Origin of the sequence: Gordonia araii NBRC 100433 (assembly GCF_000241265.1) — a bacterium.
GTDB classification, from domain to species: domain Bacteria; phylum Actinomycetota; class Actinomycetes; order Mycobacteriales; family Mycobacteriaceae; genus Gordonia; species Gordonia araii.
Genome location: NZ_BAEE01000011.1, coordinates 1 through 15,792, shown reverse-complemented (window position 1 = coordinate 15,792; position 15,792 = coordinate 1). Strand labels below are relative to the sequence as shown.

The 15,792-nt window shown below is 67.3% G+C and carries 22 protein-coding genes; 8 read left to right on the top strand and 14 right to left on the bottom strand.

All coding sequences use genetic code 11. The features are described 5' to 3' along the window. Window position 1: 1 nt before the first annotated feature. Window positions 2-619, bottom strand: coding sequence for a TetR/AcrR family transcriptional regulator (locus tag GOARA_RS01380; protein WP_007320485.1), 618 nt, complete (start codon window positions 617-619; stop codon window positions 2-4). A gap of 63 nt (window positions 620-682) precedes the next feature. Here GOARA_RS01380 and GOARA_RS01375 point away from each other — a divergent pair, with 63 nt between their 5' ends. Further along, window positions 683-1,609, top strand: coding sequence for an SMP-30/gluconolactonase/LRE family protein (locus GOARA_RS01375; RefSeq protein ID WP_007320484.1), 927 nt, complete (start codon window positions 683-685; stop codon window positions 1,607-1,609). Between the two features lie 13 nt (window positions 1,610-1,622). Here the strand turns inward: GOARA_RS01375 and GOARA_RS01370 are convergent, their stop codons facing one another. Next, complete coding sequence (locus GOARA_RS01370; protein WP_007320483.1) at window positions 1,623-2,315, bottom strand: TetR/AcrR family transcriptional regulator; 693 nt, start codon at window positions 2,313-2,315, stop codon at window positions 1,623-1,625. Window positions 2,316-2,385: 70 nt separating this feature from the next. On the opposite strand from GOARA_RS01370, the gene GOARA_RS01365 reads away from it, so the two are divergent. Further along, window positions 2,386-3,141, top strand: a complete 756-nt coding sequence (locus tag GOARA_RS01365) for an SDR family oxidoreductase (RefSeq protein ID WP_007320482.1) — start codon at window positions 2,386-2,388, stop codon at window positions 3,139-3,141. 26 nt (window positions 3,142-3,167) lie between these two features. Next, complete coding sequence (locus GOARA_RS01360) at window positions 3,168-3,494, top strand: Cif family virulence factor (RefSeq protein WP_007320481.1); 327 nt, start codon at window positions 3,168-3,170, stop codon at window positions 3,492-3,494. 57 nt (window positions 3,495-3,551) lie between these two features. On the opposite strand, the gene GOARA_RS01355 is transcribed toward GOARA_RS01360, so the two are convergent. Next, complete coding sequence (locus GOARA_RS01355) at window positions 3,552-4,352, bottom strand: mycofactocin-coupled SDR family oxidoreductase (RefSeq protein WP_007320480.1); 801 nt, start codon at window positions 4,350-4,352, stop codon at window positions 3,552-3,554. 84 nt (window positions 4,353-4,436) lie between these two features. On the opposite strand from GOARA_RS01355, the gene GOARA_RS01350 reads away from it, so the two are divergent. Next, entirely contained in the window at window positions 4,437-4,694 is a 258-nt protein-coding gene (locus GOARA_RS01350; protein ID WP_040521389.1) for a hypothetical protein, read from the top strand. Beyond that, a complete protein-coding gene (locus GOARA_RS01345) occupies window positions 4,691-5,071 on the top strand; it encodes a type II toxin-antitoxin system VapC family toxin (RefSeq protein ID WP_007320478.1) in 381 nt (126 codons plus the stop codon). Before GOARA_RS01350 ends, GOARA_RS01345 begins: the two co-directional genes overlap by 4 nt. An 18-nt stretch (window positions 5,072-5,089) precedes the next feature. Here the strand turns inward: GOARA_RS01345 and GOARA_RS01340 are convergent, their stop codons facing one another. Genes GOARA_RS01340 through mftA form a run of 6 tightly spaced genes read right to left on the bottom strand, consistent with a single transcriptional unit; the run spans window position 5,090 to window position 9,106 of the window. Further along, window positions 5,090-5,629, bottom strand: coding sequence for a DUF1990 domain-containing protein (locus GOARA_RS01340; protein ID WP_007320477.1), 540 nt, complete (start codon window positions 5,627-5,629; stop codon window positions 5,090-5,092). Between the two features lie 6 nt (window positions 5,630-5,635). Next, window positions 5,636-6,133 (bottom strand): SRPBCC family protein, encoded by a 498-nt coding sequence (locus GOARA_RS01335; RefSeq protein ID WP_007320476.1) that lies wholly within the window; start codon window positions 6,131-6,133, stop codon window positions 5,636-5,638. A 2-nt stretch (window positions 6,134-6,135) separates the two neighbouring features. Then, entirely contained in the window at window positions 6,136-7,332 is a 1,197-nt protein-coding gene (mftD, locus tag GOARA_RS01330; protein ID WP_170265687.1) for a pre-mycofactocin synthase MftD, read from the bottom strand. A 54-nt stretch (window positions 7,333-7,386) separates the two neighbouring features. Then, entirely contained in the window at window positions 7,387-8,661 is a 1,275-nt protein-coding gene (gene mftC / locus GOARA_RS01325) for a mycofactocin radical SAM maturase (protein ID WP_007320474.1), read from the bottom strand. Further along, the gene (mftB, locus tag GOARA_RS01320) at window positions 8,658-8,999 is read right to left on the bottom strand and encodes a mycofactocin biosynthesis chaperone MftB (protein ID WP_007320473.1); all 342 of its coding nucleotides are present in this window, start codon (window positions 8,997-8,999) and stop codon (window positions 8,658-8,660) included. Before mftB ends, mftC begins: the two co-directional genes overlap by 4 nt. Continuing rightward, window positions 8,999-9,106 carry a mycofactocin precursor MftA gene (mftA, locus tag GOARA_RS19615; protein ID WP_138947481.1) on the bottom strand — a complete coding sequence of 36 codons (108 nt, stop codon included), beginning with the start codon at window positions 9,104-9,106 and terminating at the stop codon, window positions 8,999-9,001. Before mftA ends, mftB begins: the two co-directional genes overlap by 1 nt. Window positions 9,107-9,213: 107 nt before the next feature. On the opposite strand from mftA, the gene mftR reads away from it, so the two are divergent. From mftR to GOARA_RS01305, 3 genes are all read left to right on the top strand, one after another. Next, window positions 9,214-9,825: a mycofactocin system transcriptional regulator MftR gene (mftR, locus tag GOARA_RS01315; RefSeq protein WP_007320472.1), complete on the top strand. Its 612-nt coding sequence runs from the start codon at window positions 9,214-9,216 to the stop codon at window positions 9,823-9,825. A gap of 36 nt (window positions 9,826-9,861) precedes the next feature. Further along, window positions 9,862-10,920 carry a ferredoxin--NADP reductase gene (locus GOARA_RS01310; RefSeq protein ID WP_007320471.1) on the top strand — a complete coding sequence of 353 codons (1,059 nt, stop codon included), beginning with the start codon at window positions 9,862-9,864 and terminating at the stop codon, window positions 10,918-10,920. A gap of 122 nt (window positions 10,921-11,042) precedes the next feature. Beyond that, window positions 11,043-11,426, top strand: coding sequence for a DoxX family protein (locus GOARA_RS01305; protein WP_007320470.1), 384 nt, complete (start codon window positions 11,043-11,045; stop codon window positions 11,424-11,426). 68 nt (window positions 11,427-11,494) lie between these two features. On the opposite strand, the gene GOARA_RS01300 is transcribed toward GOARA_RS01305, so the two are convergent. The 5 genes from GOARA_RS01300 to GOARA_RS01280 all read right to left on the bottom strand — a co-directional run. Then, complete coding sequence (locus tag GOARA_RS01300; protein ID WP_007320469.1) at window positions 11,495-12,289, bottom strand: LLM class F420-dependent oxidoreductase; 795 nt, start codon at window positions 12,287-12,289, stop codon at window positions 11,495-11,497. Window positions 12,290-12,449: 160 nt separating this feature from the next. Continuing rightward, a complete protein-coding gene (locus GOARA_RS01295) occupies window positions 12,450-14,012 on the bottom strand; it encodes an FAD-dependent oxidoreductase (protein WP_007320468.1) in 1,563 nt (520 codons plus the stop codon). Next, window positions 14,009-14,911, bottom strand: coding sequence for an FAD:protein FMN transferase (locus tag GOARA_RS01290; protein WP_007320467.1), 903 nt, complete (start codon window positions 14,909-14,911; stop codon window positions 14,009-14,011). Before GOARA_RS01290 ends, GOARA_RS01295 begins: the two co-directional genes overlap by 4 nt. Then, on the bottom strand, window positions 14,908-15,321 hold the full coding sequence (locus GOARA_RS01285) for a hypothetical protein (RefSeq protein WP_007320466.1): 414 nt from the start codon (window positions 15,319-15,321) through the stop codon (window positions 14,908-14,910). The genes GOARA_RS01290 and GOARA_RS01285 overlap by 4 nt, the downstream gene beginning before the upstream one ends. A gap of 69 nt (window positions 15,322-15,390) precedes the next feature. Beyond that, window positions 15,391-15,792, bottom strand: a 402-nt coding sequence (locus GOARA_RS01280; RefSeq protein ID WP_007320465.1) for a DNA alkylation repair protein, incomplete at its 5' end; no start/stop codon positions are given.

Below are 15,792 nucleotides of genomic sequence, written 5' to 3'. Positions count from 1 at the left end.
CTCAGGGCGGTGCGACCCCGCGCAACGCCCCGGCGACGATGGTTTCGACGACCGACTCGTCCAATGCCTGCTTAGGGACCAGCCACCGATAGAACAGCGGACCGATCAAGAGATCTCGGACCACGCCGCTGGCGATGTCCGGATTGATCACGCCGGCCGCCTGGGCTCGCGCGATCATGCGATCCAGGATTTCCCCGCGCGGTCGGAGATAGGCGGCGGTCAGCCTGGCCAGTTCTTGGTCGCGCAACGCCAATGCGTGCAGTTCCATCACCACCGGGGTGTGCTCGCAGGCGGTGAAACGACGGACGAAGTCGGTGATCGACGCGACGAGGTCGTCGAGCGGTTGACCGCTATCGATGTCGTGGACCGCGGGGACCACCGCACTGATTGCCTGGACGCTGAGGGTCGCGGTGGTTTCCCGCCGACGGTAGAGGGTCGAGCGCGGAACGCCGGCAAGCTTGGCGACGTCGCTGATCGACAAGCCGTGGTAGCCCTTGTCGGCGAGCAGTTGGAGCACCGCGTCGTTGACCCGACGGCTGATGTCCACTTCGAGTGGTCGGCCTGGCGGCCGGCCCGCGTCGTCCTCGCTCATCCGATCCATCATCACATTAAGCGTCATAGTGTTGCATAATATGGCGGCGCGTGCCTATTCTGCAGTCCAGTCAACGGAAGGCAGCACACGGTGCGGAACCTCATTCGACGTACAGCGATCGCGGCGTGTGCCGTGGGCATGGCAGCGGGCGCCGGATCCGCCACGGCCGGACCCGCAGCCGCGTCGACATGCGAGTCGGTCCGGCTCATCGCGACCTCGACTCCCCGCACTCCGGGGATCGATTGGGCCGAGAACATCGGCTATGACCCCGACGGCCGGTTGTGGGTGACCCGCACCGCGGGCAGCGCGGTCCAACGACTGGACCGCGCAGGACGCGTCGTCGGCAGCGTATCGGTGCCCTTTCCGGGCGCCGTGCGGTCCGGACCCGGCGGCCAGATGTACGTCACCTCGTTCACCAGCAGCCTTCCCGGCTTGACGACCAGCGGTGTGATCTACCGTTTCGACCCGAAGTCGCCCAAACCGGTGGCACGAGTGTTTGCACGCGGCCTTGGCCTGCCCAACGGACTGGCCTTCGACGACGACGGCTTCGGGTACGTCGGCGACACCTGGCGCGGGGTTGTGCGGTTGCGTCGCAACGGGACCATCGATCACGCGTGGTCGGCACGGGCACCGCAGAATCTGAGGCCGACGGCGACCGTCAACGGGACGAGCATCAACGGCGTAGCGGTCATCGGCGACAACCTCTACGTCACGATGACGACCAGCCTCACCGGTCGCGTCCTGCGGGTACCCGTCTCCGAGCCGGCCAGGACGACCGTCGCCGCGGACCTCACCGCCCCGCTTCCCGGATTCCTCGACGACCTCGCACGCGTCGGAAGAAATCGGCTCGCCGTCGCATCGAGCACCGGACAGCTCTACATCGTCGACGCGGGCAGTGGAAGATTCTGCGGCGTGCAGGTCGGCCAGCCGGTGACCTCGGTCGCCGCCCATCCGCACGATCCCAAACGATTCGCGGTCGGCACCGACCTGGGCAACGTGCTTCAGTTCCAGCGTTAGAGCGCCGCCTCCCTCAGGTCTGCGAATCGACCAGGCGCTGCAGCCAATCGGCCAGCAGCGCCGTCTCGGCAGACCCGAGAATCGCCGGGTTGCGCACCGCGTGATCTAGGGTGACGAGCAGCGCCTCGCGCGGCACCGACGTACCGACGTCGGGTGTCCCGGTAATCGCCGCGATGACGCCGTCGCGCATGGCCGCTGACAGCTCCGGGTCCGCCTGGGCCAGGATGATCTGGCGCAGCGTCACGCCGATGTTGGCGGCCAGGATGTGCCCGACCGCCTGCTCCTCCGGCACGACCAGCCGGTTCTGCTCGGCGGCCCGGCGGACCAATTCCCGCAGCATCGCGGTGGGCTTCGCCTGGGCCGGCGCGGGATCGCCCGGACGGACGGTGCCGTACATCAGCGCGTAGACGCCCGGGTTGGCCAAGCCGAACTCCACGTGCGCGTCCCAACCGTCCCGGATGTCCTGGATCGGATCGCCGCTGGATTCTCGCTGCGCTTTCGTCGCGGCGTACTGCTCGAAACCGCGCTCCACGACGGCTTCCGTCAGGCCCTGCTTGTTGCCGAAGAAGTGATAGAGCGTCGGCATCTTGACGCCGGCGCGATCGCACACGTCGCGCAGCGAGAACTCCTCCCCGGGGGCTGCGGCGATGAGCTCGGCCGCCGCGTCGAGCAGGCGCGTCCGTGTATCGCTTGTCGGTTTCTCCATAGTTCCGTTATAGTAAACCTGTATCGCCGCTATAGGTATACATATCACCGTTACATAGGAGGGAACAGCGATGAGCACTCGCTCACTCAATGGAAAGAACGTCTTGATCGCCGGAGGCGCGAAGAACCTCGGCGGCCTGGTCAGCCAGCTCGCCGCGGCGCAGGGGGCCAATGTGGCGTTGCACTACAACTCGCCCGAATCGGCCGCCCAGGCAGAGGAGACCGCCGAACGCGTCCGGTCACAAGGAGGCAAGGCCGTCATCCTGGCCGGCGACCTGACCGTCCCGGAGAACGTCGAGCGGCTGTTCGCCGACGCGTCGTCGGCACTGGGATCGGTCGACGTCGCCGTGAACACCGTCGGCAAGGTGCTGCGGAAGCCGATCGTCGAGACCACCGAGGAGGAGTACGACTCGATGTTCGACATCAACAGCAAAGCCGCGTACTTCTTCATCAAGGAGGCCGGCCGCAACCTGGCTGACGACGGCAAGATCGTCACGATCGTCACGTCGCTGCTCGGGGCCTTCACCGACGGCTACTCCACCTATGCCGGCGGAAAGAGCCCCGTGGAGCACTTCACCCGAGCCGCGGCGAAGGAGTTCGCGCCGCGCGGCATCTCGGTGACGGCCATCGCCCCCGGACCGATGGACACGCCGTTCTTCTACGGTCAGGAGACACCGGAACGAGTGGAGTTCCACAAGTCGCAGGGAATGGGAGGACAGTTGACGCAGATCGAGGACATCGCGCCGATCGTGACCTTCCTGGCCACGGACGGCTGGTGGATCACCGGTCAGACGATTTTCGCCAACGGCGGCTACACCACTCGCTGACGGACGAACAACCGAAGGGATTACCCATGAGCACGACGACGCCCGAACCCGTGACCTTGTTTATCGAGGCGGTCAACCGGCACGACGAGCAGGCCTTCCTCGACGCCTTCACCGAGGAGGGATTCGTCGACGACTGGGGCCGGATCTTCACCGGCCGCGACGCCATCAAGGGCTGGAGCGACAAAGAGTTCATCGGAGCCAAGGGCACCATGACGGTCGCCGAGGCGACCACGACCGGCGACTCCACGACCGTGGTCGCGGACTGGCGCAGCAGCTGGGCGAACGGGCTGAGCAGGTTCACCTTCGTCGTCGACGGCGACAAGATCGCGTCGATGACGATCCGGGAGGGATAGCGTGTCGCCGGCGCGGGGGTCGGGGCGACGCCTTGGGGTTGCCGCCTTTTGGATCGGCTATACCTTTGAGCTGCCCATATCGATCTGGAACTCCGCGCCGGTGACCGCCTTGGCGCTCGCGAGGTAGAGCACCGCGTCGGAAAGGTCGTCGAGAGTAGCCACCGGGTAGTGGTTCATCATCGACGGGAAGTGCTCGCCGAAGGTCTCGAAGGCCTTGAACGCCTCCGAGTCCTCCACGCCCATCGGGGTGTTCACCGCGTAGGGATGCACGGTGTTGACCCGAATGCGCTTGCTGCCGAGTTCTTTCGCCGCCGACTGGGCGAGGCCGCGCAGCCCGAACTTCGACGCCGAGTACGACGACTGCGCCGGCATCGCCTTGAGTCCCGCGGTGGACGAGATGATGGTGATCGACCCGCCGTTGCGGGCTTCGATCATCGGCGGGACGACGGCTTTGAGCGTCTTCCACGTGCCCACGAGGTTCACGTCGACCACGTCGGTGAACTGCTCCTCGGTCAGCTCCCACGTCAGGCCCCAGGTGAGGATGCCCGCGTTGGCGACGACGTGGTCGATACGCCCGAACGTCTCGATGCCCTCGGCGACGAGCTGCTGCTGAACGGCGAGATCACGGGTGTCGCCCTGGCGCGCGAGGATCTTGCCGCCGGCCTCCTCCACGAGCCGGACCGTCTCGGCGAGATCGGCCTCGGTCGCCGTCGGATAGGTCTGGTGGTCGGCGACCTTCGTCGCGATATCCAAGCCGATGATCGACGCGCCCTCCGCGGCGAATCGAACCGCATGATTGCGCCCTTGACCTCGGGCGATACCGGTGATGTAGACGACCTGGCCGTCGAACTGTCCCATGCGGGAACTGTAACACGTTCTAGTTTGCGGCAGGCAAGCAACAGACCGGTGTACCACCTTATTCAGCAGTGGTACACTCAGGTTATGCCCACCGCCCTCAAACGCATCCAGGTCACTCAGACGCCGACTGTCGCGGAGTCCCTGGCCGTCGCCGAGCGCGAGTGGCCCGGTGTTCCGCGCGCGGAGCTGATCGTCCGCTTGATGGCCCGCGGCGCCGAAGCGCTCGAGGCGTCGGGCGAGGCCCGGCGGTCTGCTCGGCGACGCCTGTTGCGGCAGACCCAGGGCACCGTCCCCTACCCGCATCGATACCTGGAGGAACTCCGCGAGGACTGGCCCGAATGATCGTCCTCGACGCGGCGATCCTGATCGCCCATCTCGGCGTCGAAGACCCTCACGCGGAGGCAGCACTCGAGATCCTCGACACCGAGGAGCGACTGGCCATACACCCGTTGTCGCTAGCCGAGGTTTTGGTCCATCCCGCACGGTCGGGGACGGAATCACAGACCCTCGAGGTCATCGAGAAGCTCGGGATCGAGCAGGTGTCACACGCACCGGGCGAGCCGGTCGAACTCGCGCGGATTCGCGCTGCCACCGGACTGAAGATGCCCGACTGCTGCGTCTTGGTCGCCGCAGAGCGGGAAGCCTCCTCCCTCGCCACCTTCGATCGACGTCTCGGCGAGGTCGCACGAAACCGCGGGGTGAACGTCGTCGGGTGTTGATCGCGGCAGGCGACAGCGCTATCGGTCGAGCGCCCGCAGGTACCGGTCCGTCATGTAGTCCTGTACCCGCCGCGACACCGGCCCGCCGGCCTTGGCGATCATCGTGTCGGGGCGGGAGAAGGCCGATATGGTCACCGACAACTCGCCGCCGGGAAGCCGACGGAGCTCGAACCGCTCTTCTCCGGTCTCCGGGTGCCCGGGCAGCGTGCCGTAGCCGAATCCCCGGAGATCGGGCTCATCGATGACGTAGACGACGCGGCAGGGAATGCGCAGCGACAGCGGACCGGGCCCGAGACGCATGAACATCACCGTGCCCGCCCGCAGCGGCGAGTCGGAAGTCCAGACACGCAGACCCGACCGGGCCTGGATCTGCCAGCGCATCACGTCGGCGGCCGCCTGCTCGAAATCGCGGCGCCGCAGCACGGCCGACTTCTCGAACCAGCGGTACCCGGCAACCGGACCGACGGCCGTCTGCCCCACCTGCTCGTAGGTGAACGGCTCCGCGCGCAACCGAAGCTCGTCGTCGGCGCGCAGCGGCCGCACAGTCTGCGTCGTCATGCCGGTTCAGCCGGCCTCGCAGCGCCGGCGCACTTCCTCCAGATTGGCCGTCATCGCCTCGCGCAGAACCGCCATCCGTCCCGCGATGATCCGGCCTTCCTTCTCCGGCGAGGCGTCTATCGCACCTTTGAGCGGCGACCAACCTAGCCCAATCCGGGCGAACTGACGCACGACCGACCCGTCCCGGGACGGGTCCACCTCGAACCCCCACTGCGCCCACGGCTCCATGTCGGCCGCACCGACGCTCCACACCCAGCGCCGACCGGGCTCGAGGTCGATCACCGTGCACACCGTCTCCCACTCGCCGACGAAATCACTGCGGTTGCGGCCGACGAACTGTGCGTCGACGGCCGGAGCGACGGCCCCTCCGATCCACTGTGCGTCGTACAACTCGCCGGCCGGTTCGACGGGCAGCGTGATGTCGGTGACCACCGGCCACACCTGCTCCGGCGGCGCAGCGATCTTCGCCTCGACTTCGACGGTGGGCAGATCCCGATAGCGCATGATCAGTTCCCGAACTCTCGCTCGAAGCCGTCCGGGATGATCAGGTCGTCGCGCGAGAGCTTCGCGACGTCGTCCTTGCCGAGTCCCATGAGTGACGAGTCGATGCCCATCCGCAGCAGGTCGAGGACGTTCTCGACGCCGGCCTGCCCGTTCGCGGCGAGACCCCACAGGTACGCGCGGCCGATCATGACGGCCTTCGCCCCGAGGGCCAGCGCCTTGACGACATCGCTGCCGCGACGGATGCCGCCGTCGAGCAGGACCTCGACGTCGTTCCCGACCGCGTCGGCGATCGGGCCCAGCACGCGGATCGTCGCGGGCGTGCCGTCGAGGTTGTTGCCGCCGTGGTTCGACACCGAGATCGCGGACGCGCCGATGTCGACGGCGCGCTTCGCGTCGTCGAGCCGCGTGATCCCCTTGACCATGAACGGCCCGTCCCACTGCTCGCGCAGCCACTGCAGGTCTTCCCAGGTGGGCGGCGGCGTGTTCATCCAGGTGCCGTAGACGTCGAAGAACGTCGGTCCGTCTTCGCCCTTGTGGGCGATGTTCGGCGCCGACAGGTCCGGGATGATCAGCTTGCCGTCGCGGAACCAGCTCATCGCGTAGCGCGGCTTGGTGATAATTTCCGGCGCCAGCTTGGCGACCGCCCGCACGTCGACCTTCTCGGGGATCTCCGGGCTGCCCCAGTCCCGGCCGACGTTGAACACCCAGTCGGTCGTGACGATCAAGCCCTTGCAGCCGGCTTCCTTGGCGCGCTGGGCGCGGGCGAGGATGTCCTCGCGGCTGCCCAGCCAGTAGATCTGAAAGAAGATCTTGTCGTTGACGGCGGTGACCTCTTCGACGGGCTTGGAAGCAAAGCTCGACAGGCCCATCGCGGTCCCGCGGTTGGCGGCCGCGCGCGCGACGGCCACCTCACCGTCGGGGTCGACCGCCTGCACCCCGGTGGGCGAGATCAGCACCGGGAAGGAGATCTCCTGCCCCATCACCGTCGTGGTGAGGTTGCGTTCCGGCGTCGCGCCGACGACATGCGGGGCGAAACCCAGCTCGTTGAACGCCTCGACGTTATCGGTGACGGTGATGCCGGCCTGCGTGCCCGCGACCAGCGACGAGTACACCGTCTTGGGCAGTCGCTTCTGAGCCCGGCGCTGCGCCTCCCCGACGGTCTCGAACCACGGGTTGCGGCGCCACGGGTTGCGCTCCATGAGCTCGGCGAACTTGGACACGGGTACTCCTCGGGATGTGCGGTTGGCGGGGAATCAACAGGTGCTGCAGGACGACGACGAGCAGCCCGTCGCCGTCGTCGGCAGGAATCCCGCAAGCGGGTTCTCGTCGCAGCCCCGAGCGGGCGGCTGCTCCGGTGGCCGGGTCATCAGCGTGAGCGGCACGCCGCGCGAGTGATCTTTGTTCGCGGTCGGCTTGGTGCGCTCACCGGCGAGCAGTTGCTCGCCGTAGCCCTGCACGCATTCGGGGTCCGGCCCGTCCAACGGCAGCCCGGTGAAGAACTTCGCCGCCATGCACCCGCCTCGGCACGCGTCGAAGTGGTTGCACGACGCGCACGCACCGGCGCTCTGCGGTTCGCGCAACGAGGTGAACAGCGCCGAACGCTGCCAGATCTCCTGGAACCCGCCGTCGGTGGCGATATTGCCGGCGAGGAAGTTCTCGTGAATCGCGAACGGGCAGGCGTAGACGTCGCCGACCGGGTCGATCAGGCAGACCACGCGACCGGCGCCGCACAGGTTCAGGCCGGGCAGGCCGCTGCCGGCGCCTGACGAGAACGCCGAGAGGTGGAAGAAGGAGTCACCGGTGAGCACACGGTCGCCGTGCGCGACGAGCCAGTCGTACAGCTCGCGCTGCTGGTGCGGCAGCGGGTGCAGGTCGTCCCACACGTCGGCACCGCGGCCCGACGGGCGCATCCGCGTGATGCGCAGCGTCGCGTTGTACCGGTCGGCCAGCGCTTTGAACTCGTCGAGCTGTGCGACGTTGTGCCGGGTCATGACGACGCTGATCTTGGCGTCGGCGAAGCCCGCGTCGCGCAGATTCTCCAACGCGCGGACGGCCATGTCGAAGGATCCGGGGCCGCGCACCGCGTCGTTGACCTCGGCGGTGGCGCCGTCGAGCGAGATCTGGACGTCGACATAATCCGACGCCGCCAAGCGCGCGGCCACGTCGGGCGTGATGCGCAGGCCGTTGGTCGAGAACTTCACGCCGACCTGGTGGCTGGTGGCGTAGTCGACGAGTTCCCAGAAATCCGGGCGCACGGTCGGCTCGCCGCCGCCGATGTTGACGTAGAACACCTGCATGCGCTGCAGCTCGTCGATGATCGCCTTGCATTGCTCGGTGGACAGCTCGCGCGGGTCGCGCTTGCCCGACGACGAGAGGCAGTGCACGCAGGCGAGGTTGCAGGCGTAGGTCAACTCCCAGGTCAGACAGATCGGCGCGTCGAGTCCGCGCTCGAACTGGTCGACGAGACGGCCGACGACCGGGGGCTTCTCACGGTCGCGGACGTCCGCGGGGAATTCCAGAGTGGTCACTGGGCTGGCTCCTGAATGCGGATGATCATGCCGGAATCGGCGAGCGCGGTGAGCGCCTGCACATAGAGCGGGCGCGACTGGGCGTCGATGCCGGCGGCGGTGAGGGCTGAGTCCGCGTCGGGGTACTCGTGCAGCGTTTGCACGATTCCGACGACAGTCCGGTTCTTGAGGAATGAAAGTTTACGAGTGCCGAAGTGGTACAGCAGCGCACCGAAGGGTTCGGGGCGCACCGCGACCTTGGGGTTGAGCTGCCACGCGGCGCCGATGTCGAAAGCCGGGACACCCTCCCCGGCGGCCTCGCGACCGCCGGGGTGGGTTGCCGAAACGGGGGCACTCATCAGTAGACCCCGCACATCCCGTCGATCGAGACCTCCTCGACCAGCGATTCGCTGACGAGTCCCGTGTCGGTGACACCTTGCTGATCGACATTGTTCTGATCGGCCATGATCCAACCTCCTGTTGGGCTAGTGATGTGGATCACGATCGAATATAATGGCACCGAGTGCATAAACACAACACCCCAGTTCTTGCGACCGGCCGAAGGAGGACGGAATGAGCCGGCGGCCGGTCACCACGCGGACGCGGATCAGCGACATCGCCATCGACCTCTTCGATCGCCGCGGATTCGACACGACGAGCGTCGACGAGATCGCCGACGCCGCCGGCATCGCCCGCCGGACCCTGTTCCGCTACTACCCGTCGAAGAATGCCATCGCCTGGGGCGACTTCGACGCCCATCTCGACGACATGCGCGCGCTGCTCGCCGAACTTCCCGACGATCTGCCGCTTGCCGATGCCCTCGCCGAGGCGCTGGTCGAGTTCAACGACCTCCCCGAGGAGCATGCGGCGCGGCACCGCCGACGCATGCGCCTGCTGCTCACGGTTCCCGCCCTGCAGGCGCATTCGATGCTGATGTACGCCGATTGGCGCCAGGCGATCGCCGCCTATGCGGCCACGCGGCTGGGCCGGCGGCCCGAGGACTACCAGCCGCAGCTGATCGGCTGGCTCGCCCTGGGCACTGCACTCGCCGCCTATGAGCAGTGGCTGGCCAGCCCGATGGATCCGAGCGCCGCTAGGCTGCGCACCCTCCTCGTCGAGGGAAGTCGGTTGCTCGCGGTGGGGATCGACGCCGCGCTCTCGCAAACCGGCCCCACGATGCGCTAAATTAGAACACGTTCTAAATCTGGCAGAGGAGGGCGAATGGCCGACCTGACCCCGCACGGCTCGCGCAGCGTCATTCTGACGGTCGCCGAGGTCGTCGACGAGACGTCCGACGCGCGCAGCATCGTGTTCGAGGTCCCCGAGTCGATGGGCGAGAAGTTCACCGACTACCTGCCGGGCCAATTCCTCACCCTGCGCATCCCGAGCGATCAAACCGGCGCGGTCGCGCGGTGCTACTCACTGTCCTCGGCACCGGCCACCGACAAGCAGCCGAAAGTCACCGTCAAACGCACTCCCGACGGCTACGGGTCCAACTGGGTCTGCGACAACCTGGCGGCCGGATCGCAGATCGAGGCGCTGCCGCCGTCCGGGGTCTTCACACCCGCGAACATCCACGTCCCCCTCCTGCTCATCGCCGCCGGGTCCGGCGTCACGCCGGTGATGTCGATTCTCAAAACGGCACTGAAGACGGGCACCGGACCGATCACGTTCTTCTACGCCAATCGCAGCGAGTCCGACGTCATCTTCGCCGACGACCTCCGCGAGCTGCACCACGCCAACCCCGGCCGGCTCACCGTCGTGCATTGGCTGGAGTCGCTGCAGGGGCTGCCCGACGTGCGCGCGCTCGCGACGTTCTTCAAGCCGATGGCCGCCACGCATTCGGCGTACATCTGCGGACCCGGCCCCTTCATGGACGCCGTTCACGAGGCGCTGGCGAAGGCCAAGTTCGACCACCACAACGTGCACACCGAGGTCTACAACTCGTTGAGCGGCGACCCGTTCGTCGACGTCGAGCACGAAGCGGTGAGCGAGGAAGAAGCCGCCGAGGCGGCACAGGTCGAGGTCGAACTCGACGGCGAGACGCACAACCTCGCGTGGCCGCGTTCGCGCACGCTGATCGACATCATGCTGGCCGCCGGGCTCGACGCCCCGTACTCGTGCCAAGAGGGCGAATGCGGTTCCTGCGCATGCACGTTGACCGAGGGGACGGTCGAGATGGAGAACGCCGGCGCGCTCGATCCTGACGACATCGCCGACGGCTACATCCTCGGCTGCCAGGCGCGCCCGACGTCGGACAGCCTCAAGATCGAGTTCTGACCGCCGACCGTGCCCAGATTCCCGCCGACCGTGCCCAGATTCCCGCCGACCGTGCCCAGATTCCCGCCGACCGTGCCCACGATCTCGCCGACCGTGCCCAGTCACCCCTATGATCGGGATTCATGAACAACGACCGGCTGGCCAAGATCCTGTCCGCGATACTCATCGTTCCCGGCATTCTGCACTTCGTGGCGCCGAAGCCCTTCGACACGATCGTGCCCAAGGAACTGCCCGGCGATCCCCGGCACTACACCTATGCCTCCGGCGTCGCCGAGGTCGGTATCGGCGCGGCTCTGCTCGTGCCGAGTCTGCGTCGCCGAGCAGCGGGGCTGGCGGCGCTGCTGTTCACGGCCGTCTTCCCGGCCAATGTGAACATGGTGCGCCTCTGGCAAGACAAGGGTCCGGTGCTGAAGGGCCTGGCCCTCGCCCGGCTCCCCTTGCAGATACCCATGATCGCGCTGGCGATCAAGGTCTGGCGCGACTCCGACTCGTCCTCCACCGAGTAACCCCCACCGCCGACTGGGCACCTCACCCACGCCGAGTGGGCACCTCACCCACGCCGAGTGGCCACTCGTTAGCCGTTGCGACCGTCGCGCCAGCGGCAAAGGCCCTCGGCGTACGAGAGGTCGTAGTCCGGGCCTCCCGTGTCGATGGTGATCAGGCCGACCCCGAGATCGACCATCTCGTCGGCTTGACGCAAGACATCGTCGACGGATTGCCCGGTTCCACCGACCGCGACTGATCGCTCGATCTGAGCCGGGTCGCGCCCGACGTCGGCACAGTGTCGCGCGAGGACCTCCGACTTCCGCCGGTAGGCGTCGACGTCGGCGAACGAATGCCAGATGTCGCCGTACTCAGCGACGATCCTCAGCGTCTTGCGCTCCCCGCTCCCCCCGATGAGCACCGGCACTTTTCGCGTCGGAGGCGGATTGAGCTTGCCCCAGCGGTCGACGATCCGTGGCATCGCCTCCGCCAGATCGTCCAGGCGCGACCCCTTCGTGCCGAAGTCGTAGCCGTATTCGTCGTAGTCGCGCTCGAACCAGCCCGAGCCGATTCCCAAGATCAGCCGCCCTCCGCTGATGTGGTCGACGGTGCGCGCCATGTCCGCGAGGAGCTCGGGGTTTCGGTACGAGTTGCAGGTGACCAGGGCGCCAAGCTCGACTCTGGACGTCTGCTCAGCCCACGCACCCAGCATCGTCCAGCACTCGAAATGTGCGCCGTCCCGATCGCCGTAGAGCGGGAAGAAATGATCCCAATTGAAGGCGATGTCTACGCCGATGTCTTCGGCGCGCAACACCGCGTCGCGAATCAACCGGTAGTCGGGGGCTTGCTGAGGTTGAATCTGAACGCCCACGCGAATCGTTGTCATGCGGCGATCCTACGGCGTCGACCGAAGGCACACTCGGCGAGAAACTGGGCACACTCGGCGGAAATCTGGGCACACTCGGCGAGAAACTGGGCACACTCGGCGGAAATCTGGGCACGATCGGCGGGAAACTGGGCACGCTCGGCGACGACGGGCGCGGATCTCAATACCCGGTGAACGAATCGGTGTGGATCCGCCAAGGACGCAACAGGGTCCTCGGATCCACCCGCCGCACCGAGCGCGCCGTGCTCCCAACGAAAGCCGGGGCGCCGGAGATGAAATAGTGCGTCGCGTCGGCACTAGTCCACGCGGACGGCAGAACCTCGCGCAACGACTCCGCGTCGAACCCGTCGGCCAGTTCCGCCGACACCACGCACCCGACCAGGGCCCCCGACGCAGCCGCGCGTTCCACCAGATCGGCGTACGCGGCGCGATCGGCCGCCCGGACGACGTGGACGATCGCCAACCCGGCGAGATCCTCCCCGTCGTCGAGCAGCGAACGCAGCATCGACGCGAACGGCGTGATTCCGATGCCGGAGCTGATCAACACGACCCTACTGCTGCGCCGCACCCGCGGCGCCAGCACGAAGTCACCACCGACGTTGTCCACGTATGCCCGGCGCGCCCCGCCGATCAGGGCGTCCTTGAACCGCGACGGCGTGTGGCTCACGGTGAAACCGAACTCGACGAGGCCGGCGTCGGACGACGCGTTCGGCGCGGAGGCGAACGAGAACACCCGGCGCGACCGCACCCAGAGCGGCCAGCGCCAGTGCGGCGTGCTCACCGTCGCCCACTGACCGGGACGGAACGCGACCCGACCATCGGCCGACACCCGATAGGTCGAAGCGACCATCGGCGACGTCGAGACGTCGAGTGGCACGCGCCGCGCGGTCCCCGACGCGAGACGCACGGCGAAGGCGAACAGGCATCCGACCAGCAGTGCGATCTCCGGATCGAAACCGAACGCGTACGTCTCGGTCACCTTCACGTAGATCGAGCTGTACATCAGTGTGCCGACCAGCGCCCCGTACGCCAGCCGCGGCCGACGTGTGGCCGGCGAGGTCAACGGTTCCGGCAGCATGAACACGCCCAAGAAGAGCAGGGGCGTCGAGTTGAGGATGAGCGCGAGAGTGTGGCCGGTGGGGTGCACCGCCGCGGCGATCGCCGCCGTGGACAACGCCGCCGCGAGGTAGGCGACGATCAACGGCCACTCGCGCAAGGCGGTGATGGTCAGGACCCCGATCACGATCATCGGGATGAGCAATTCCCGCGAGGCCACCCACCACGAGAGGTACGCGATGCCGCCGATCTGGGCGTACGAGAAGACGTAGCAGGTCACCGCGCCCGCGACGACCGGGTTGACGATCAGCCGCCGGCGCCACACCAGCACGTACTTCGACAACGACGCGGCGACCGCTCCGAGGGCCGCCGCTTTCAGCGTCCCCGCGTCGACGCCCACCGGCATGACGAAGAACAGGATGAGCGCCGTGATGAGCCACGAGTCGGAATTGGGCGGTACCCGCACGACCGCGGCGCAGGCGTATGTGACGACGGCCGATACGACGATGACGACGACCAACGAGCGCACGAGTGCGGCCGGCCGGTAGCCGAAACCTTCGTCGCCGATGTCGACGGCGGCGAGTGCGAACGTGTAGACCGCCAGTGCGACGAGGGCCAGCAGCACGGTCCGGTGCGGCGAAAGCCACGCCGGCACAAGGCGATTCACGAGAACAGTTCCAGTCCGGGCCACGGTGAGTAGTCGGCGGTACCGTCGGCGAAGATCGTGACGAAGCGGAAGTCGATGCCGAGCCGATCGTGCAATTCATCAGCCGGAGTGAAGAACAACGCGGTGGCGAGACCGTCGGCGATCATCGTCGACGCGGCGACCACCCAGGTCGCGACGACATCGACGGTCGGTCGCGACGTGCGGGGGTCGACGACGTGGTGCCAGTCGGCCCACGACCGCCGGGTCACGGCCGACGCGCAGATCGCGCCGGTTGCCAATTCGACGACACCGATCGCCTGCATCGGGTCGGCCGGATGCTCCAGCGCGATGCGAACCGGCGTGGTCCGCTCGGACACGACCATGTCGCCGCTGCCGTCGACGATGAACGTGTCGGTGTACTCGGCGACGATCCGCGCGACCCGGTCGACGGCGAAACCCTTGCCCGCCGCGCCGACGTCGATCATCGTCGGAGCAACGACTTCCAAGGCGCCCCGGTATCCAGTCAGGACGTCGTCCCACGCTGGCACCGGCGTCACCGATTCGGCCGGGTTCAGGGAGTAGCCGGGGCCGTAGCCCGCGTCGGCGAGGGTTTGGCCGACGAACGGCGAGAACGCCCCGCCCGTCGCGTCGTAGAGCCGTCGGTACCAGTCGATCAGCGGCTGGTCGGATGCGGCGAGCGGATACGTGCCGGCTTCGCGTGACGCGTGCGCGACCAACGAGTCGTCGCGAAACCGCGACCACGTTACGTCGATACGGTCCAGTTCGGCTTCCACCGCTTCGACTGCCGACGCGGGCAGCGGCTCGGGCACGGTGATCGCCCACTGGGTGCCGAGCGCGTCGAAGACCCAGTCGGACGCCGCGCCCGGCTCGGTCGGGCGGGCCGACGGCGGCCGGGTCACCGGCGCGCTTGACTCTTGATCTGCGCGAGCGCGCCGTTGAAGCCGTTCGGGGTCAGCGACGATCCGGCGGTCTTGCCGACGTGGATCTGGTCGATGTTCTTGCCGACGATCTTGCCCCTTGACGCGTTCCACCACCTCGTCTGGAACTCCCGCGAGATGGGCAGGGCGGAGTAGGTCACCGACGCCGAGCGGACGACGTTGTTCGCCAGCGCCATCTGAACGCCGAGATCGCTGGTCCCGACCGGCAGCGTGTACGTCCCGGTACCCGAGAACGAACCGTTCTTGTAGTTCGCGGCCGATGCGGTCGCGGGGGTGAGTGCCAGCCCCAACGCGGCGGTGGCTGCGATGATTCCTGCGGCGCGGGCCGCGACCAAATGCGTGGTCGATCGTGGAGCTGGTTCCGTGAACATGCAAGTATCGTATGCCTAACTCAGACACACCGACAGAGCTTTGGACGATTGACCAAAGACACGGCGGCGTCAGCGCAGGGAACGGTAATGCGCGCGCAACTCTGGCTCGAGGTGTTCGATCGCATAGCTGAGCGCCGTTCGACCCAACTCGGGTGCGTGCGCGTCGAGGTAGTCGGTCAGCGACTCGCGTGACACCCTCTTGCCCATCTCCCTCAGCATCCAGCCGAAGGCCTTCTGGATCAGGTCCCGACGATCGTCGACGACGATGGGCGCGACCGCCAGGGTGGCCGACGGATCGCCGACCCACAGGTACGCGTGGGTGCCGATGATCCCGACGCGCCTGTCCCACAGCGATTCGTCGCGCGCATACGACACCAGCTCACCGAAATCCCCCGACGACAGGCACCACTCACCGAGGATCTGCCGCGCCGAGGAGTCCACCAGATCCCAATTGTTGACCCGCCCGGCGGC